Annotated in this window: 19 protein-coding genes; 7 read left to right on the top strand and 12 right to left on the bottom strand. The window is 70.0% G+C overall.

Going from position 1 to position 17,268, the window contains the following annotated elements; genetic code table 11:
• Positions 1-45 precede the first annotated feature (45 nt).
• From AC0662_RS35950 to AC0662_RS35940, 3 genes are read right to left on the bottom strand one after another with little or no spacing between them, the layout of a single operon-like run.
• Positions 46-1,023 (bottom strand): ribose-phosphate diphosphokinase, encoded by a 978-nt coding sequence (locus tag AC0662_RS35950; protein WP_452203353.1) that lies wholly within the window; start codon positions 1,021-1,023, stop codon positions 46-48.
• 37 nt (positions 1,024-1,060) lie between these two features.
• Positions 1,061-2,095 (bottom strand): threonine aldolase family protein, encoded by a 1,035-nt coding sequence (locus AC0662_RS35945; RefSeq protein ID WP_478306266.1) that lies wholly within the window; start codon positions 2,093-2,095, stop codon positions 1,061-1,063.
• The gene (locus AC0662_RS35940) at positions 2,092-3,465 is read right to left on the bottom strand and encodes a class II 3-deoxy-7-phosphoheptulonate synthase (RefSeq protein WP_452203355.1); all 1,374 of its coding nucleotides are present in this window, start codon (positions 3,463-3,465) and stop codon (positions 2,092-2,094) included. Before AC0662_RS35940 ends, AC0662_RS35945 begins: the two co-directional genes overlap by 4 nt.
• Before the next feature lie 167 nt (positions 3,466-3,632).
• Here AC0662_RS35940 and AC0662_RS35935 point away from each other — a divergent pair, with 167 nt between their 5' ends.
• Entirely contained in the window at positions 3,633-4,586 is a 954-nt protein-coding gene (locus tag AC0662_RS35935; protein WP_452203356.1) for a type IV toxin-antitoxin system AbiEi family antitoxin domain-containing protein, read from the top strand.
• 54 nt (positions 4,587-4,640) lie between these two features.
• Here AC0662_RS35935 and AC0662_RS35930 read toward each other — a convergent pair whose 3' ends face one another.
• Positions 4,641-5,033 (bottom strand): DUF2237 family protein, encoded by a 393-nt coding sequence (locus AC0662_RS35930; protein ID WP_452203357.1) that lies wholly within the window; start codon positions 5,031-5,033, stop codon positions 4,641-4,643.
• Between the two features lie 36 nt (positions 5,034-5,069).
• A complete protein-coding gene (locus AC0662_RS35925) occupies positions 5,070-5,825 on the bottom strand; it encodes a lysophospholipid acyltransferase family protein (protein WP_452203358.1) in 756 nt (251 codons plus the stop codon).
• Positions 5,826-6,158: 333 nt separating this feature from the next.
• Between AC0662_RS35925 and AC0662_RS35920 the strand changes: the two genes are divergently transcribed.
• The 4 genes from AC0662_RS35920 to AC0662_RS35905 are packed head-to-tail and all read left to right on the top strand — an operon-like array spanning position 6,159 to position 9,401.
• Entirely contained in the window at positions 6,159-6,971 is an 813-nt protein-coding gene (locus AC0662_RS35920) for an alpha/beta hydrolase (protein WP_452203359.1), read from the top strand.
• Positions 6,964-7,662, top strand: coding sequence for a hypothetical protein (locus tag AC0662_RS35915; protein WP_478306263.1), 699 nt, complete (start codon positions 6,964-6,966; stop codon positions 7,660-7,662). Before AC0662_RS35920 ends, AC0662_RS35915 begins: the two co-directional genes overlap by 8 nt.
• A gap of 58 nt (positions 7,663-7,720) precedes the next feature.
• A complete protein-coding gene (locus AC0662_RS35910) occupies positions 7,721-8,950 on the top strand; it encodes an ornithine cyclodeaminase, nickel-pincer nucleotide-dependent (RefSeq protein ID WP_452203361.1) in 1,230 nt (409 codons plus the stop codon).
• A 25-nt stretch (positions 8,951-8,975) separates the two neighbouring features.
• Entirely contained in the window at positions 8,976-9,401 is a 426-nt protein-coding gene (locus AC0662_RS35905; RefSeq protein ID WP_452203362.1) for a YybH family protein, read from the top strand.
• Positions 9,402-9,438: 37 nt separating this feature from the next.
• On the opposite strand, the gene AC0662_RS35900 is transcribed toward AC0662_RS35905, so the two are convergent.
• Both AC0662_RS35900 and AC0662_RS35895 read right to left on the bottom strand, forming a co-directional pair.
• Positions 9,439-9,987 (bottom strand): hypothetical protein, encoded by a 549-nt coding sequence (locus AC0662_RS35900; protein WP_452203363.1) that lies wholly within the window; start codon positions 9,985-9,987, stop codon positions 9,439-9,441.
• 41 nt (positions 9,988-10,028) lie between these two features.
• The gene (locus AC0662_RS35895) at positions 10,029-11,018 is read right to left on the bottom strand and encodes a hypothetical protein (protein WP_478306260.1); all 990 of its coding nucleotides are present in this window, start codon (positions 11,016-11,018) and stop codon (positions 10,029-10,031) included.
• Positions 11,019-11,122: 104 nt separating this feature from the next.
• Between AC0662_RS35895 and AC0662_RS35890 the strand changes: the two genes are divergently transcribed.
• Both AC0662_RS35890 and AC0662_RS35885 read left to right on the top strand, forming a co-directional pair.
• Complete coding sequence (locus tag AC0662_RS35890; RefSeq protein WP_478306258.1) at positions 11,123-11,872, top strand: enoyl-CoA hydratase-related protein; 750 nt, start codon at positions 11,123-11,125, stop codon at positions 11,870-11,872.
• Between the two features lie 40 nt (positions 11,873-11,912).
• Positions 11,913-12,650 carry a phytanoyl-CoA dioxygenase family protein gene (locus tag AC0662_RS35885; protein WP_478306256.1) on the top strand — a complete coding sequence of 246 codons (738 nt, stop codon included), beginning with the start codon at positions 11,913-11,915 and terminating at the stop codon, positions 12,648-12,650.
• Here AC0662_RS35885 and AC0662_RS35880 read toward each other — a convergent pair.
• From AC0662_RS35880 to AC0662_RS35860, 5 genes are read right to left on the bottom strand one after another with little or no spacing between them, the layout of a single operon-like run.
• Positions 12,640-13,323 carry an endonuclease/exonuclease/phosphatase family protein gene (locus AC0662_RS35880; RefSeq protein WP_478306254.1) on the bottom strand — a complete coding sequence of 228 codons (684 nt, stop codon included), beginning with the start codon at positions 13,321-13,323 and terminating at the stop codon, positions 12,640-12,642. The genes AC0662_RS35885 and AC0662_RS35880 overlap by 11 nt on opposite strands.
• Positions 13,320-14,462 carry an ROK family glucokinase gene (locus AC0662_RS35875; RefSeq protein ID WP_452203368.1) on the bottom strand — a complete coding sequence of 381 codons (1,143 nt, stop codon included), beginning with the start codon at positions 14,460-14,462 and terminating at the stop codon, positions 13,320-13,322. Before AC0662_RS35875 ends, AC0662_RS35880 begins: the two co-directional genes overlap by 4 nt.
• A 58-nt stretch (positions 14,463-14,520) precedes the next feature.
• Complete coding sequence (locus tag AC0662_RS35870; RefSeq protein WP_478306251.1) at positions 14,521-15,492, bottom strand: ROK family glucokinase; 972 nt, start codon at positions 15,490-15,492, stop codon at positions 14,521-14,523.
• Positions 15,483-15,917 (bottom strand): hypothetical protein, encoded by a 435-nt coding sequence (locus AC0662_RS35865; RefSeq protein ID WP_478306249.1) that lies wholly within the window; start codon positions 15,915-15,917, stop codon positions 15,483-15,485. The genes AC0662_RS35870 and AC0662_RS35865 overlap by 10 nt, the downstream gene beginning before the upstream one ends.
• Complete coding sequence (locus AC0662_RS35860) at positions 15,914-17,266, bottom strand: ArsA family ATPase (protein ID WP_452203371.1); 1,353 nt, start codon at positions 17,264-17,266, stop codon at positions 15,914-15,916. The genes AC0662_RS35865 and AC0662_RS35860 overlap by 4 nt, the downstream gene beginning before the upstream one ends.
• Between the last annotated feature and the right edge of the window lie 2 nt (positions 17,267-17,268).

The following is a 17,268-nucleotide window of genomic DNA, read 5'->3' as shown; positions in this document are numbered from 1 at the left end:
CTGCGGGATCTCAAAGCCTCATCGGTTGCCGTGCTGCGCCCGCTTCTAGAACGGGAGTTTGGGTTGGGGTGGGGCGTGGGTGGGGTCTACGCCGTCGAAGAGGCTGCTGACCGACTCGCCGTCGTGGATGCGTTTGATGGCTTCGGCGAACAGGCCCGAGACCGACGTGACCTCGAGTTCGGGGAAGCCGTCGGGGCGGGGAACCGTGTCGGTGCTGATGACCTCGGTGATCGACGGGTGGGCGCGGAGGCGGTCGACGGCAGGCCCGGCGAACAGGCCGTGGGTGCAGGCGACAGCGGCCTGCGTGCAGCCGCGGTCCTTCAGGCGGTCGAGGAGTTCGATGATCGAGCCGCCGGTGGCGATCTCGTCGTCGAGGACGATCGCGCGTTTGCCGGCCACGTCGCCGACGATGGTGTCGATCACGACGCGGTCGTCGGCGAGGCGGCGCTTACTGCCGGCCGCGACCGGGGTGCCGAGCAGGCGGGCGAACTGGGTCGCGGTCTTGGCGTTGCCGAGATCCGGACTGACGACGACCGTGTCCGACAGGTCGCGACCGCGGAAGTGGTCCGCGAGGACGCCGATCCCGGTCAGGTGGTCGACCGGGACCGAGAAGAAGCCGTGCACCTGCGGCGCGTGCAGCGCCATCGTGAGCACCCGGTTCACCCCGGCGGTGGTCAGCATGTCGGCGACCAGCCGGCCGCCGATCGAGATCCGCGACGAGTCCTTCTTGTCGGACCGCGCGTACGCGTAGTGCGGGATGACCGCGGTGATCTGCTGCGCCGACGCGCCCCGGGCGGCGTCGATCATCAGCAGCAGCTCCATCAGGTGCTCCTGCGTCGGCGGCACCAGCGGTTGCACGATGTACACATCGCGTTGCCGACAGTTCGCCTGGAGTTGGACCTGTAGGCAGTCGTTGCTGAAACGATGGATCTCGACAGGAGAAAGCGGTACGCCGAGATCTCTACAGATCTGCTCCGCCAACTCGGTGTGGGCATTTCCGCTGAACACGACGATCTCTCGCACGGCTCTCCCCGAACGCTGCAAACCCGACAGCTGCACCCTAACCGATCAGGCGCGCCAGGGTTTCCGCAGCACTCCGGCAGTCGGCCGTCGAAGCGTCCAGATGCGTGACGACCCGCAGTTGCGTGGCCCCGACCCCACCGACCAGAACGCCCTGGTCCTTCGCGGCCGCGACGACTTCGGCGACGGACTTGCCCGTGGCCGACAGGTCCGCGACGACGATGTTCGTGTCGACCTGGTCGGGTTTCACCGAGCCGGGCGCCGCGTCGGCGAGCACCTCGGCGATCAGGCGAGCGTTGGCGTGGTCGTCGGCGAGACGCTCGATGTTGTGGTCGAGCGCGTAGAGCCCAGCAGCAGCCAGTACGCCGGCTTGGCGCCAGCCGGCACCGAGACGCTTCCGCCACACCCGCGCCTCGCGGATCAGCTCCGTGGAGCCGACGAGGACCGAGCCGACCGGCGCGCCGAGGCCCTTCGAGAGGCAGACGCTGGCGGCCGCGGCGCGGGACGCGTACGACGCCACCGTGCGCCCGCTCGCGACGGCCGCGTTCCACAACCGGGCGCCGTCGAGGTGCAGGGGCAGGCCGCGCGCTTCGAGCTCGTCCGCGAGGGCCTCGTACCCGTGCTGGATCGCGCCGCCGCCGAAGTTGTGGGTGTTCTCGACCGAGACAGCCGACGTGGTCACGAAGTACGGGCCGAGGTCGGGCGCGATCAGGGCGCGGATCTGCTCGAGGTCGATCTGCCCGGACGGGGCGCTCCACGTCCGGGTGGTGACGCCGCTGACGGCCGCGTGCGAGCCGAGCTCGGCGCGGACGATGTGGGCGCTCGCCTCGCACAGCACCTCGCCGCCGCGCGGCACGAGCCCGCGGACGCCGAGGACATTCGCGAGCGAGCCCGTGACGGTGAAGAGCCCGGCCTCGTGCCCGAGCAGGCCGGCGACCCGCTCCTCCAACGCGTTGACGGTCGGATCCTCGCCGTACACGTCGTCGCCGACCGGCGCCGCCGTCATCGCTGCGAGCATCTCCGCCGATGGCCGGGTGACGGTGTCGGAGCGGAGGTCGACGACGCCCGAGGTCACGCCTGGGCTCCCCGCAGCCGCTCGGCGACCAGGAACGCGATCTCCAGCGACTGGTGCCGGTTCAGCCGCGGGTCGCAGGCGGTCTCGTAGCGGTTCACGAGGTCCTCCGCGACCAGCTCCTCACCACCACCGAGGCACTCGGTGACGTCGTCGCCGGTGAGCTCCATGTGGACGCCGCCCGGCCACGTGCCGACCTGCTCGTGCGCGTCGAAGAAGCCCTGGACCTCGTCCATCACGTCGTCGAAGTTGCGGGTCTTGTACCCGTTCGGCGTCTCGTAGGTGTTGCCGTGCATCGGGTCGCACACCCACGCGATCGGCGAACCGTGGTCGCGGACCGCCTCCAGCAGCGGCGGCAGCGCCTCGCGGATCTTCCCGGCGCCCATCCGCGTGATGAACGTGAGCCGCCCCTCGACGCCCTTCGGGTTCAGCTTGTCGATCAGCTCCCGGATGTACTCCGGGGTCGTGGTCGGGCCGATCTTGACGCCCAGCGGGTTCGACAACGAGGCGAGGAACTCGACGTGCGCGCCGTCCAGCTGCCGGGTCCGCTCCCCCACCCACAGCAGGTGGCCGGAAACGTCGTACGGCTGCTCGGTCCGCGAGTCGATGCGGGTCAGGGCGTGCTCGTACTCGAGGATCAGCGCCTCGTGGGACGCATAGAAGTCGACGGTCTTGAACTCGTCCGAGGTGGCGCCACAGGCCCGCATGAACGCGAGCGCGCGCTCGATCTCGGACGCCAACTGCTCGTAGCGCCGGCCGACCGGGGACGACTTCACGAAGTCCGTGTTCCAGGCGTGCACCTGGTGCAGGTCGGCGTACCCGCCGGTGGTGAAGGCGCGGGTCAGGTTCAGCGTGGCGGCGGCCGCGTTGTAGACGCCGCGCAGGCGCTGCGGGTCCGGGATCCGGGACTCGGGGGTGAAGTCGAAACCATTCACGGCGTCGCCACGGTACGACGGGAGCGTCACGCCGTCCCGCGTCTCCTCGCCCGACGAACGCGGCTTGGCGTACTGACCGGCGATCCGGCCGATCTTCACGACCGGCACGCTCGCGGCGTACTGCAGCACGACGGACATCTGCAGGAGCACCCGGAGCTTGGCCCGGATGTTCTCGGCGGTGACGCCGGCGAACGTCTCGGCGCAGTCGCCACCCTGCAGGATGAACGCCTCGCCGCGGGCGACAGCGCCGATCTTGGTGGTCAGGTCGTCGCACTCACCGGCGAACACCAGCGGCGGCAGCGTCCGGAGCTCGGCGATCACCTGGTCCAGCGGGGCCGACTCCGGCCACTCCGGCTGCTGCAACGGCTTCAAGGCCCGCAGCTCGTCCAGGGTCGGAACCCCGGGCACTTCCCCCGTCGTCAACGTCGCGAATTGCATGCCCTCAGCCTAGTAGAGCCCCCACCACCCCCGCCTCTCCGTCTCACCACATCAGGCTGGGGAGGATCCCGTACCCGATCCGGGCACACGATCCTCCCCAACCCACTTATCCACAGGAGAGCAAGTGGCGAGCGGCTGGATGGGGTGCCCGGTGCATGTTCTGGGGCGTGGAGGTTGATGATGCGCGGTCGTTCGTGGAGCTGCGGCGTTGGCAGGCGGGTGCGTTCACGCGGGCGCAGGCGGCGCGGCACGGGGTCACCGACAAGGTGCTGAGGCGCGGCGTACGGGCGCGACAACTGCAGCGATTCCATCCGGGCGTGTACGTCGATTTCACCGGACCGCTGCCGTGGGAGACCAGGGTGTGGGCCGCACTCCTCACGTGTGGACCGGGGGCAGCCCTCACCGGCCAGACCGCGTTGCGCGCCCACGGTGTCGACGGGCATCAGCGCGACGACCGGATCCATGTCGCGGTGCCGCACGCGCGACGGGTCGATCCGAAGCCAGGTGTCGTCCTCAGTCGACACCGTGACCTCTCAGCGATCCTGCACTCCTCACGGCGCCCGCGGACAGTCCGACTCGAGGTGGCATTGCTCCTCACGGCAAGCGCGCAGCAGGATGTTTCGCGGCGGGCCGCCGTACTGCTGGATGCCTGTCGACAGCGTCGCACCACGCCGGACCGGATCCTCGCCGAGCTGCCCGCACTGCCAAGTCTCGCCGGACGCAGCACCCTCCGGCGGATCCTGGCCGATGCGTCGGACGGGGTGCAGTCCTTCCTCGAGCACGCGTACCTGCGACGCGTCGAGCGAGCGCACGGCCTACCGCGCCCTCGGCGGCAGGTCCGCGCGACGACCGAGCAGGGTGTCGTCTACCGAGACACGGAGTACGAGCCGTACGGCGTGATCGTCGAACTGGACGGTCAAGCGGGCCACGCCGACTCCATCAGCCGCTGGCGGGACATGACCCGCGACAACGCGGCGGCGACGAGCAGCAAACTCACCCTGCGGTTCGGGTACCAACTGGTCAGCGAACCGTGCGCAGTCGCGGCCCAGGTCGTCGCCGCCCTCCACCTCCGCGGTTGGCCCGGCCGTCCCCGCCGCTGCTCCCCCGCTTGTCGGCTCTGACCGAGACCCTGGGGAGGATCGTGTACCCGGATCGGGCACACAATTCTCCCCGGGTCAGGTCAGGGAGCTGAGATCTGGGGGTACGTCGACGGCGTGGGCTCGGAGGACGGTGAGGGGGACTGTTTCGAGGGCGCGGGCGTGGGTGGAGGCGAGGACGACGGGGGCTGCGGTGCCGTCGTGGTACGCCTGCAGCCAGCGGGCCGCGACGACGCACCAGCGGTCACCCGGTTCGAGGCCGCGGAAGTCGTACTCGGGGCGGGGTGTGATCAGGTCGTTCCCGATCGACGCCTGGTGGGCCAGGAACTCCGCTGTCATCACCGCGCAGATCGTGTGGCTGCCGAGATCCTCGGGGCCGGTCGTGCAGCACCCGTCCCGGTAGAACCCGGTGACCGGGTCGGTCCCACACTCCTCCAGCGGCTCGCCGAGGACGTTCAAGTCGCTGTCCATGGCGACAATCCTCGCCGGACGCCGGCCGGAACGGGGTCAGCTGGCCTTCGTGTCGCCGAGCCGGATGTGCTCGTCGACGGATTCACCGGCCTTGATCAGTTCCTTGGCCTTGTCGGCGTACATGTCGACGTACTCCTGGCCGGACAGGTCCATCAGCGCGTACATGATCTCGTCGGTGACCGAGCGCAGCACGAAGCGGTCCCGCTCCATGCCCTCGTAGCGGGAGAAGTCCAGCGGCGTGCCGAACGCCACACCCGGACGCACCAGGCGCGGCAGCAGCCGGCCCTTCTCGCGGTAGAACCACTGCGGCCAGATCCGGCCCGGCGGCTGCAGCTTCTCGGTGTCGATCATCGCGACCGGGATCACCGGGACGCCGGCCACGATCGCCATCCGGGCGACGCCGGTCTTGCCCTTGTACAGCCGGCCGTCGGGCGAGCGGGTGCCCTCGGGGTAGATCCCGAACAGGCCGCCCTTGTCCAGGATGCCGAGACCGGTGTTCAGCGCGGCCAGCGAGGCGCGGCCGCCGGAGCGGTCGATCGGGATCTGGCCGACCGACCGGAAGAAGGTGGCGACCAGTTTGCCCTTTACGCCGGGGCCGGTGAAGTACTCCGACTTCGCCGGGAAGACGATCTGCCGCGGCACCGAGACCGGCAGGAAGATCGAGTCGCAGAACGCCAGGTGGTTGCTGACCAGCAGCGCCGGACCGTCGGTCGGCACGTGCTCCAGGCCGGTCACCTTCGGCCGGAAGAGCAGTTTGACCAAGGGTGCGACCACGAACCGTCTGAGGAACATGTACAGCATCCGTCTCGACCTCCGTCACTCGCCCGACACGCTCACCCGACACACACCCGACGACACCGTCCAGGCCATCGTCGTTCGTACCCACGTCCGGCACCAGTGCCCGCCGGTGGCGGTCGCGCAACAACCCCGGTGCGCGGACCGTTCCGGTGCGGACACTACGTTCCAGCTTCCCTCTCAGGCAATGTCACCGCCAGGAATGCGAGTGTTGCTCACCGTGTTGTCACCTGGATGCAGACTGGACGAGGCCCAGATGCGACGATTGACACGCGCCCTTGCCGGGACCGGTCCGGGCGCCCGTGAGGACCGACCGGCGAGGAGTCGAGCGTGCCAGTGCAAGCCCACGCGGAGGAGTTTCGCAGCCCCGGGTCCGGGGAGAACGCCGCCGTCGGAGTCCTGCTGAGCCACGGTTTCACCGGCTCGCCGCACTCGATGCGGCCGTTCGCGGAGCACCTGGCCGCCGAGGGGTACGGCGTGGCGGTGCCGCGGCTGCCCGGTCACGGGACCAGCTGGCAGGAGATGAACAAGACCGGCTGGCCGGACTGGTACGCCGTCCTGGACAACGAGCTCACCCGGTTACGCAAGGAACACGACCAGGTGTTCGTCGTCGGGCTCTCGATGGGCGGCTGCCTCGTGCTGCGCCTGGCCGAGCAGCACGGTGTCGACATTTCTGGTCTGGTCCTGATCAACCCGTCGGTGCGGACCGACGACAAGCGGCTCGCGCTGCTGCCGGTGCTGGCGCGGCTTGTGCCGTCGTTCCCGGGCATCTCCAACGACATCAAGAAGGGTGGTGTCCAGGAGGGCGCGTACGACCGGATGCCGCTGCGCGCGCTGCTCTCGCTGTCGCAGTTGTGGAAGCTCACCCGGGCGGACCTGGCCAAGGTCACGCAGCCGGTGCTGTTGTTCCGCAGTACTGTCGATCATGTGGTGGAGCCGAGCTCGGGGCGCGCCGTACTGTCCTCGATCTCGTCCCGCGATGTGACCGAGACCCTGCTCGAGGACAGCTATCACGTGGCAACCCTGGACAACGACGCACCGCGGATCTTCGCCGACTCCGCGGCCTTCATCCGTCGGCTGAGTACATCCAGCCTGGACGAGTCCCGGCTGAGTGAGCCCGCGGGCGGGCACGACGATGCGTGACAACGGACTGACGGCGGCGTCGTACACGTCGCTCGGGGGCATCGATCCGTTGGTCGCCGAGCCGGTCCTGGACGCGCTCAAGACGGCCGGCATCGCGGCGTACTGCGAGAACCAGAACGAGGCCCGCACCCCGGAGGAGGCCGAGGAACCGGTCCGGATCCCGGTCGGGTACGACGAGATCTTCGTCGACGCCGACGCGGTCGAGCGGGCCCGCCCGGTGATCGACCGCAGTACCGAGGACGCGGAGTGGCAGTCCCTCGTCGAGCAGTTCGGCAAACCGTCCGCGCCGGGTCACGACGGTGGCGACGACCCGGTGCCGCGGTGGCCGGCGAGCGAGGACGTCGACGACAAGTACGAGCCGCTGATCGACGTACCGACCGGGCTGACCATCAAGGAAGCGACCCCCGACGAGGACGAGAAGCCGGCGAAGAAGGCCGACGACCCGCACGACCACTTCGTGCCGCCGGAGCCGCCGCGCGGACCGCGGCTGGACTGGATCAGCCGGGCCGCCTGGCTCGGGCTGATCGGCGGGCCGCTGCTGCTGATCGCGGCCGCGGTGCTCGACTTCGGGACCGGGCGGATCACCACGATCGCGGTGGCGGGGTTCATCGGCGGGTTCCTCACGCTGGTGCTGCGGATGAAGGACCGGCTGCCGCCCGGCGACGGCGGCGACGACGGGGCGGTCGTCTGAGCTAGCATGCGGATCGTCGGACAATCCGACATACCGTGCACTTCTGTGGGAGGTACCCGTGCAGGTCACCGAGACCGTCGAGATCACCGGCCACCTGATGGACTCCGGGCTGCTGTCCCGGGTCCTCGACGACATCCGCGGGTACGGCGGTGAGTACACGCTGGACAAGTTCGACCTCGGGTACGACAAGGACGACCCGTCGACGGTCCGGATGACGGTCGGCGCCGAGGACGAGGAGTCGCTGCAGCGGCTGCTGATGCGGATCCAGACCAAGGGCGCGAACCTGGTGAATCCCGGTGAACCGGAGATCTCCGAGGTCGTCCAGGACGGCGTCTTCCCCGACGGTTTCTACTCGACCACCAACCTGCCGACCAATGTGCGGCTCGGCGGCCATTGGGTCGAGGTCCACAACCCGGAGATGGACTGCGGACTACTGGTCGAGGGTGGCACGGTGCGCACCATCCCGATGTCCGACGTGCGCGCCGGCATGCGGATCATCACCAGCGCGCAGGGTGTCCGGGTGATCCCGCCGATCACCGAGGCGACCGAAGGCGGGTTCGGCTTCATGGAGTCGGACGTGTCCAGCGAGAAGCCGCAGCGGGTGCTCGTCCGCCAGGTCGCCGAGGGGATGCGCGAGGCGAAGGCGAACGGCCAGAAGGTGCTCTGGGTCGGTGGACCGGGCATCGTGCACACCGGCGCCGCACCGGCCATGGTCGCGCTCGTCAACGCGGGTTTCGTCGACGTCCTGTTCGCCGGCAACGCGCTGGCCACCCACGACATCGAGTCGTCGCTGTACGGGACGTCGCTCGGCGTCGACCTGGACCGGGGCCGCGGCGTCGAGCACGGCCACGAGCACCACATCCGCGCGATCAACACGATCCGGAAAGCCGGGTCGATCGCGGCGGCGGTGGAGCAGGGCGTGCTCACCTCCGGTGTGATGCACGCGCTGGTGAAGAACGGGAAGCGGTTCGTCCTGGTCGGGTCGGTCCGCGACGACGGGCCGCTGCCGGACGTCTACACCGACGTCCTCGAGGGGCAGCGCGCGATGCGCGCCGAACTCCCCGGCGTCGGGTTCTGCCTGATGGCGGCGACCATGCTGCACTCCGTTGCTACGGGCAACATTCTCCCGGCGTCGATCCCCTTGACCTGCGTCGACATCAACCCGGCCACCGTGACCAAACTCGCCGACCGGGGTTCGTCGCACGCCCGCGGGATCGTCACCGACGTCGGGCTGTTCGTCGAGCACCTCGCGCGTGAGCTGTCTCCCACGTACGCCGACAGCAAGTGACCCCGCCGCGGTTCAGGCTGGTGTCATGGTGACTGAGGACTTCGAGACGTTCCTGCGCAGGTTCGAGGAGGCCAACACCGCGTTCGTCAACGGGGACCCGTCGTTGTGGCTGCCGCTGGTGTCACGCAGCGAACAGACCTCGATCTTCGGCGGCTTCGGCGGCCAGGAGGTCGGCTGGTCAGAGATCGGCCCCCGCTACGAGTGGGCGTCGGAGCAGTTCCGCGACAGCGGCGCGGAGATCCGGTTCGAGTACCTGGACAAGCACGTCGGCGCGGACACGGCGTACACGGTGGCGATCGAACGCGGCACCGTCCACCACGTCACCCAGCCGGACCCGGTCCCGCACCTCCTCCGCACCACCATGGTCTTCCGCACCGAAGACGGCAGGTGGAAAATCACCCACCGCCACGCCGACCCCCTCAACCCGAAGTCCACCCCGTCCGGCCCGTGAGCCGGCCGGGGAGGTTCAGCGTCCTCCGTGCTTGACCTCAGCGTGCCTGTGGGCCGTCGCCGCGGCCGAGACGAGTCGGGTTGCCGTCGCGCTGCGGCGGCCAGGCCGACGTCTCCAACCTCGAACCTGCGACGGGGTCCTGGATCGGCCCCGCGACGCCGGTGAGGGCGTTCGGGTCGAGGCCCTTCTGCAGTGCGGGTTCTTGTTGCTGCGCGACAGCTTGCGCGAGGTGCTCGCTGAACGTCATGACGGACTGGATCTCCTGGTCGCGGGTGTAGGGCCCGCTGTCGTCGTACATCCGCCCTTCCACCGGCTTGTCGTGCCGAACGACCACTGCCAAGGTGTAGCTCCTGTCCGGGGCGATAGCGGCGGTCGTCTTGTCCGGGGTCACCAGCAAGTTGTCGCCGTCGCTCCAGCCACTGCGCCCCACGAGGTACATGACCTGCTCGTTGAGGACCTTCTCCTTGTACGGTCGGCCACCAGCCTGCTCGCAGGCCTTTTCCACCGCCTCGATCAGTTGCTGACCGGTGATCGGGCGACCGAACTCGACGGTCTTCATCGCAGGCGAGCCGCTGAGGTCAACCAAGGCAATCTCCTTCTGTCACTGGCTGCAGGTCGGCGTGCATGTCAGCTGCGGCCGTTGTCGCCGAGGCGGGTGCCGGAGGGGCGTTGGGCGTAGTCGTACGTCTGGGTTATCGAGCCGTCGCCCGCGCCTGGGCGGCCCGTGTCCGAGCCGCGCGCGAGGTTGCTGCCGCGGTCCAGGGCGCGGCTGGCCATGATCTGCGTCCGGACGCTCCGGTCCAGGCGATCGGCGAACTCGCCGACCGCTCGGGACTGTCCGTCGACGCTGGCCGGCACCGCAAGCCGATGCTGCCCCGGAACCACCAGATGATGGTTCGCGACGAGCACCCCGGCGTAGGTCCGCTCCGGGTCGATGTACCCCTCCCCGCTGGTGGGGACCACCACCAGGGTGTGGTCCGGGTGACCGGAACTCTGCCCGACGACGAACCCCGAACCGTCCGGTCCGGCCGCCTCGTAGTACTGCGAGTGGTTCAGCCTGTCCGGCACGCTGCACGCCTTGACCGAGGCCATCAGTTCCCTGCCGGTGATGGGCCGATCGAACTTGATCGCTTGCCGGGTGTCCGTCACGTCCAGCTGGATCGGCTTCACCGAACCGTCCGCGCCCCGTGGAGACCGCTGCTCCGCGAGTGCGCGCTCTCTGTCCGCGGCCTGCGCCGGCACAGCGTCCAGCTCCCGCTGGAGATCCGCGCCGAACTCCTTGAGGGACCCCACCGTGTTCTCGAGGGTCGCATTCTGTGGACGGATCACCGCTCCGGCATCCGGCAGGTCGTGGTGCGCGAGCGTCACGGAGCTGTACTTCGCCGTCGGATCCAGATACGCCAGGTCGAGGTTCTGCGCGATGACGAGGCCCCGCTCCAGGTGTTCCGAGGCACGGCCGGCCTCCACGAGGTAGCCATTGCGGTAGTACATGTCCTCGTGGTGAACGTCGCCGGACCGCTCGGTGATGACCTTGGCCGCGGCCACGATCTCCGCGCCGGTCCGCGCCGGGTCGAAGCGCACGTCGTGGCAGGCCCTGGTCTGACTGAGGTCGATCATCCGTCTCCTCGCAGCTCGTCGTCGGGCGTTGATCCTAGTGACGGAGGGGGTCCTGGACCCGCCGGAACTGCTCCGCGGGCGGCGATGGGTGTTGGATGGGCTGCATGACCGAACTCGTGCATCTGACAGTGGACAGTGGCGTGGCGACGATCACGCTTGACTCGCCGCACAACAAGAACGCGTTGTCGCAGCAGCTCACGGGTGAGTTGCTCGAGCACCTGCAGTCGGCGGGGGCCGATGACTCCGTGCGGGTGATCGTGGTTCGGTCCGCGCTCGACGTGTTCTGCTCCGGTGCCGACATGTCCGAGGCGACGACGGTCGGGATGGGGGTCGGCGCGCAGCGGATGGTCGATGTGCAGCGAGCGATCGTCGCGAACCCGAAGCCGGTGGTGGCGCGGGTTTCGGGACCGGTGCGCGCCGGCGGGATCGGGATCGTCGCGGCGGCCGACATCAGCATCGGCGGCGAGAGCGCGTCGTTCGCGTTGACCGAGGTACGGCTCGGGCTGGCGGCGGCGACGATCTCGCTGACTGTGCTCCCCCGGCTGACCGACCGCGCCGCGGCGTACACGTTCCTGTCCGGCAACCCGTTCGACGCGCTGGAAGCCGCACGCCTCGGCCTGCTCACGCTGACGGTCCCCGACGACGACCTGGACGCCTCGATCGGGGCGCTGCTCATCTCGCTCCTGAAGGGCGTCCCGCAAGGCCTCCGCGAAACCAAGAAGCTCCTCAACCGCGAGCTGCTCGCCGATATCGATGCCCGCGGCAAGGATCTCGCCGAGCTGTCCGCGTCCCTCTTCGGCTCCCCCGCCGCCCAGGAAGCCATGCTCGCCTTCCTGAACCGCAAAAAGAGCTAATTCGTTTGCCGGTCCCGCACACCGCTGCTGGACTGGCCGCATGATCACCGACGCCCAGCGGACGCAGTTCCGGGACCAGGGGTACGTCGTGGTGCCCGGCGTACTGTCCGACGAACAGATCGCCACCGGCCGGCGGATCGTCGCGCGAATGCTCGAGCGGAAGCCGCCGGAGGGAGTCGGAGCACACTTCCTCTGGCCGCAGCTGAGCACCGATCACCCCTTGCTCACCATCTACCGGACGGCCGGGATCGGCGCCCTGGCAGGCGAGTTGATCCGCGACGACCTGCAGTTGCAGGAGCCTGACCAGGCGCAGGTGGCGACGACGATCCCGCCGTGGCCGCACGTGCCGGGCGGGCCGCACGTGGACGGGATCACGCCCTGCCTGCCGGACGGTACGCCGGGCACCTTCACCCTGCTCGCCGGTCTCTGGCTGACGCCGCACGACGAGGTCGATCGCGGCAACCTCTACATCTGGCCGGGCACGCACCGACGCTTCGGCGCGTACCTCGCAGAGCATGGCGCCGACGCGCTCGCCAAGGTCGACGAGCTGAACCCGGGCCCGTATCCGGACATCCCGCTCGGCGATCCGATCCAGGCGACCGGCCCGGCGGGCAGCGTGCTGTTCGCGCACTATCTGCTCGCGCATAACATCGGCGGTCACTTCGGCAGCGCGGACGACCTACGGCGGGAAACGCTCTACTTCCGGCTGCGCACCGAGACGCATCGGGCGAACTGGCGGGAGATCGTCACGACTCCCCTGCTCGAGTTCAGAGCGTGATCTCGATCAGGAGCGGGAGGTGGTCGGACGCGGCGGCCAGGTCCTCGCGGGTGGCGGGCAGGTGGCGGACGCGGCCGTTCAGGGTGGCGGACAGCTCGGCCCCGTCGATGCGCTTGCAGGGGTTTGCCGAGTTGAAGGTCGGGCCCGCGTCGGCGCCGAGGTCGACGAGGCTCTCCTCGGAGAGACGTTTCCAGATCGGGCCGTCGGGTTCCTCGTTCAGGTCGCCGGCAAGCAGGTACGGCGCGTTGAACGAGCGGCACAGTGCGAGTACCTGCGCCAGCTCGTGAATCCGGCCGCGCGGATGCAAACCCAGGTGGCACACCACCACCGCCACGCCTCCGACAAGCCCGCCGACCGCACCGCCCGGCAGCTGGGTGGCGATGAAGTTCAACCGGCGGCGGAAGAACGGGCGCCAGATCCGGCGGCTCCGGATCCCGGTGAGTTCGATGCCGTCGGCAACCAGGATCGCGTTCCGCGCGGACGCCGCGACGTACCGCATCCCGAAGGTCGCGGCCATCGCCCGGCGCTTACGACGGGTCCCGAACCAGGTCGGCGCCTCCTGCACCAGCAGCACATCCGGCGCGCAGGCCTGCACCACCCGAGCCAGCGCCGTACGGTCGTCTCCCCAGCGGTGCACGTTGTAGGACAGCACCCGCAGGGAGCCGGCGGTCATGCGTCGGTGTCGCCGTTCACGTCGGCATGCTGGAAGTCATCGTCCGACGCGGCCGCCCGCATTCCGGTACGGCGTCCCGCGGACTTGCGAGCCGCCCGGTCCAGACGGGTCGACCGGCCACGCGCCGCGGCCGTCTTCGCGGTCACCGCCGTGGTCTTCACCCGGACCCGGCGCAACCACGTCGCCTCTTCGCGGGCCAGGTCGGCGGCACCGACCAGGCCGGCCTCCGGGCCGAGCACCGCGCGCACGATCCGCGCCTCGGGCCGGAACCCACGCCCGGTCAACGTCCGTTTGAACGCCTCCCGCGCCGGCGACAGCAGCAGCTCGCCGGCATCCGACACGCCACCACCGATCACGAACGTGCCCGGGTCCAGCGCGGCGGCCAGATTCGCCAGCCCGATACCGAGCCAGCGGCCGACGTCCTCGAGAAGCTCGACCGCGACCGGGTCGCCATCCTTCGCCAGCTCGGTCACCATCGGGCCGTTGATCTTGCGCGGATCGCCACCGGCCGCGCGGAGCAGGTTGTGCGCGACGGGCGACCCGGACAGCGCCAACTCGCGTGCCTCCCGGGTCAGCGCGTTACCGGAGGCGTACTGCTCCCAGCAGCCACGGTTGCCGCACTCGCAGCGATGACCGCCCGGCACCACCTGCATGTGGCCGAACTCGCCGGCGATACCGAACTTCCCGCGCTGCAACGAGCCGTCGTTCAGGATCGCGCCGCCGATGCCGGTGCCGAGCGTGACGCAGACCAGGTGGCTCTCGCCCTGCCCGCCGCCGAACCGCCACTCCGACCAGGCGGCCGCGTTCGCGTCGTTCTCGACCACGACCGGCAGGCCGAGCCGGCGCTCGACCGCGTCCCGCAGCGGCTCGTGCCGCCAGGCGAGGTGCGGCGCGAACAGTACCGACGAGCGGGTCCCGTCGACGAACCCGGCGGCGCCGATCCCGACCGCGATCACGTCGTGCCGCGACTCCAGGTCGTGGACGATCTCCGCGATCGCGTCCTCGGTCTCCTTCGGATCGGTCGTCGGCGTGTCCCGGCGGACCCGGTCCAAGATGTTGGCCTCGGGGTCGACCACGCCGGCGGCCACCTTGGTGCCGCCGATGTCGATCCCGATCGTCAGAGCCTGTGTCAGAGCCAAGGTTCGACCTTCCTCGTGGCCCCCGCCGCAACCTCTCCAGTATCCCAGGTCAGGACAATCACCGGGACTTCTCGGGTGCCGGAGCGGGGCGGCGGGCCAGGTCGGCGGCGCCGATCAGGCCGGCGTCGTTGCCCAGTTCGGCGAGGCTGAAGGACGCGTGCGGCCGGTTGGACCGGGCCGGCAGGTTCTTCTCGAAAGCCAGCTGCGCGGACCTCATCAGCAGGTCCTTCGCGGCGCTCACACCGCCGCCGATCACGATCTGTGTCGGGTCGAACATGGTCGCCAGACTGGCCAGCCCCTCGCCGAGCCAGCGGCCGAGGTCCTCCAGCAGCTCGACGGCGCACGGATCACCCTGCATCGCCGCCTCGGTGATCATCGGGCCGGTCAGCTCCGCCGGGTCGGTGATCCCGCACACGCTCAGCATCTGCGCCGCGGCCAGCGATCCCGACTCGGCCCGCGCCTTGCCCTCACGCACCAGTGCCCGTCCGGACGCGTACTGCTCCAGGCACCCACGCGCCCCACAACCACACCGATGCCCACCGGGTACGACGCGCATGTGGCCGAGCTCGGCCGCCACACCATGGGCGCCACGGACCAGTTCGCCACCGATCACCACACCGCCACCGATCCCGGTGCCGACCGTGATGCAGACCATGTGCTCGACGTCCTTGGCGGCGCCGAACGCGAACTCGCCCCAGGCGGCCGCGTTGGCGTCGTTCTCCACCACGACCGGGACGTCCAACTGCTTCGCGACCCGCGCGCCGAGCGGCTCGTCCCGCCAGGCCAGGTTCGGCGCGAAGAGCACCGTCGTACGGTCCGACGAGACGAATCCGGCAGCGCCGATGCCGACTGCCTCCACGTCGTTGCCGGCGATCAACTCGGCGGCCGCGTCACAGATCGCCGCCGCGGTCGCGTCGACCGAGTCCGCCGGGGTGTCGCGCGTCGTCCGCGCCCCGATGGCGCCGTGCTCGTCGACCACTCCGGCCGCGATCTTGGTGCCGCCGACATCGATACCGATCGTCAGTCCCATGGTTCGGGGTCCTCACTCACGTCGATCCGGTCCACCCGGGACCGGGTCGTCTCCTCCTCGGGTGCTGAGGCCCGCGACGCTGCGTCCTCCCGCGACTGCCGGCCCGCGTCCGCCGCGGCCTCCAGCAGAGATCTCACCGAGCCCAGCACGTGCGCGGCCGCCGTCGACAGCTGCTCGATCGTCTCCGGGCTGGTGTTCCGCACCCGGTGGATGAGCTGGCACACCGGGCACCACACACAGTCCGGGCCGAGCTTGTGCTCGTGCTTCTCGCCCGCGGTCTCGTCAGCTGCCTCGGCAGCCACATCCTCAGCGGTGTCGTCAGCGGCGTCCTGAGCAGGCGGTGGCTGAGTCGCCGCGGCGTGCTGCAGTACGGCGAACAGCTTCGCGGCCTCCTCGGCGACCGATCCGATCGGCTCCTTGGTCATGGCCGGTCACCGATCGCCGCTTCCCGCCGGGCCAGCTGCTCGTGGTACTCCGCCGTCAGCCCTTGCGCGAGCTCCTGCGCGGACTCCAACGGCCCCGACCCGCTCGGCACCTCTGCCCCGGCCGCACGCCCCGGCTCCCGCCCGGCGTCGCGCGCTGTCTCCCGGGCCGCCTCGCGCGGCGCGAACCGCACCTGCAGCCGCCCGTCGTCCAGCCGCGCGCCCGCGACGACGCCACGGGCCAGCGCCGCCGGCAACGGCAGCACCCGGCGGTACGACCCGACCGTGATGATCAGCTCGTCGCCGTGCCGCGCGAGCTCCAGCTCGTTGGCGGATGCCAACGGCAACGGCATCGTCAGCGTGTACGTCCGGCCGTCGGTGTCGATGTGCCGGTCGACCCACAGCGACGTCTCGTCGGTGGCGCGGGCGAACGGGTCGTCCCCGCCGTACATCTCGACCGCGAACGCGGCCAGCTCCTCGACGCCCACCGGCTCACAGACCCGGTACGGCGACTCCCAGATCGGCAACGGCCGGAAAGAGTCGGCGACCTCCTCGAGGATGCCGCGCTGCGCGGCGACCCACTGCCGCCGCCAGGTGTCGGCGCCGGCCGCTGGGAAGACCCGGTTCGCGACCACGCCGTCGACGCGGTACCCGTACAGGGACAGCCTGGTCAGCGAGCGCCGGGCCTCGGCAACTACGACGGCCTCCGGCGTCAGCACCAGCCGCACCGAGGCGTCCGGGCCGGCCAGCAGCGTGCGGATGTCCGCCAGGTCGTTCTGCAGCCGGCGGAGCGCGTCGAACACGGTGTCGTCCGGCATCGGGATGCTCGCGCCGCGATTGAGGAACGGGCGGAAGGTACGCATCATCTTCCGCTCGGCGTTGAAGATCCGGTCCAGGTACCAGTTCAGCGCCTCGGGCAACGCCAGCAGCCGCAGCGTCTCCGCGGTCGGCGCGCAGTCGACGACGATCACGTCCCACCGGCCGGACCGGACGTGATCGCGGACCTCGAGCAGCGCCAGTACCTCGGCGGCGCCGGGCAGCACGGTCAGCTCCTCGGCCTCGATCGGGTCGACGCCGACCATGTGCAGCACCGAGCGCAGATAGGCCTGGATGTCGCCCCAGGAGCGCTCGAACTTGCGCTGCGCATCGATCTGCTGGACGAAGAGCAGGTCGTCGATCTCGGTCGGTTCCGGACCGACCTCGGAGTCGAAGGCGTCCGACAGCGAGTGCGCGGCGTCCGTCGAGAGCACCAGCGTGCGTAGTCCACGGAGCGCGGCGAGCGTCGCCGTACCGGCAGCGGAGGTCGTCTTGCCTACGCCGCCCTTACCTGTGTAGAGCAGAACCCGAGTCACTG

This window comes from Kribbella sp. NPDC043289 (genome assembly GCF_056436705.1).
The sequence above is the reverse complement of the archived record's forward strand: the minus strand, read 5'-3'. Positions and strand labels throughout refer to the sequence as shown.

Bases quoted from the DNA above. Each gene is read 5' to 3' on its own strand.
- AC0662_RS35940 (WP_452203355.1), bottom strand. From the start codon at position 3,465: ATGCAATTCGCGACGTTGACGACGGGGGAAGTGCCCGGGGTTCCGACC.
- AC0662_RS35930 (WP_452203357.1), bottom strand. From the start codon at position 5,033: ATGGACAGCGACTTGAACGTCCTCGGCGAGCCGCTGGAGGAGTGTGGG.
- AC0662_RS35925 (WP_452203358.1), bottom strand. From the start codon at position 5,825: ATGTTCCTCAGACGGTTCGTGGTCGCACCCTTGGTCAAACTGCTCTTC.
- AC0662_RS35915 (WP_478306263.1), top strand. From the start codon at position 6,964: ATGCGTGACAACGGACTGACGGCGGCGTCGTACACGTCGCTCGGGGGC.
- AC0662_RS35905 (WP_452203362.1), top strand. From the start codon at position 8,976: ATGGTGACTGAGGACTTCGAGACGTTCCTGCGCAGGTTCGAGGAGGCC.
- AC0662_RS35895 (WP_478306260.1), bottom strand. From the start codon at position 11,018: ATGATCGACCTCAGTCAGACCAGGGCCTGCCACGACGTGCGCTTCGAC.
- AC0662_RS35890 (WP_478306258.1), top strand. From the start codon at position 11,123: ATGACCGAACTCGTGCATCTGACAGTGGACAGTGGCGTGGCGACGATC.
- AC0662_RS35885 (WP_478306256.1), top strand. From the start codon at position 11,913: ATGATCACCGACGCCCAGCGGACGCAGTTCCGGGACCAGGGGTACGTC.
- AC0662_RS35880 (WP_478306254.1), bottom strand. From the start codon at position 13,323: ATGACCGCCGGCTCCCTGCGGGTGCTGTCCTACAACGTGCACCGCTGG.
- AC0662_RS35870 (WP_478306251.1), bottom strand. From the start codon at position 15,492: ATGGGACTGACGATCGGTATCGATGTCGGCGGCACCAAGATCGCGGCC.
- AC0662_RS35865 (WP_478306249.1), bottom strand. From the start codon at position 15,917: ATGACCAAGGAGCCGATCGGATCGGTCGCCGAGGAGGCCGCGAAGCTG.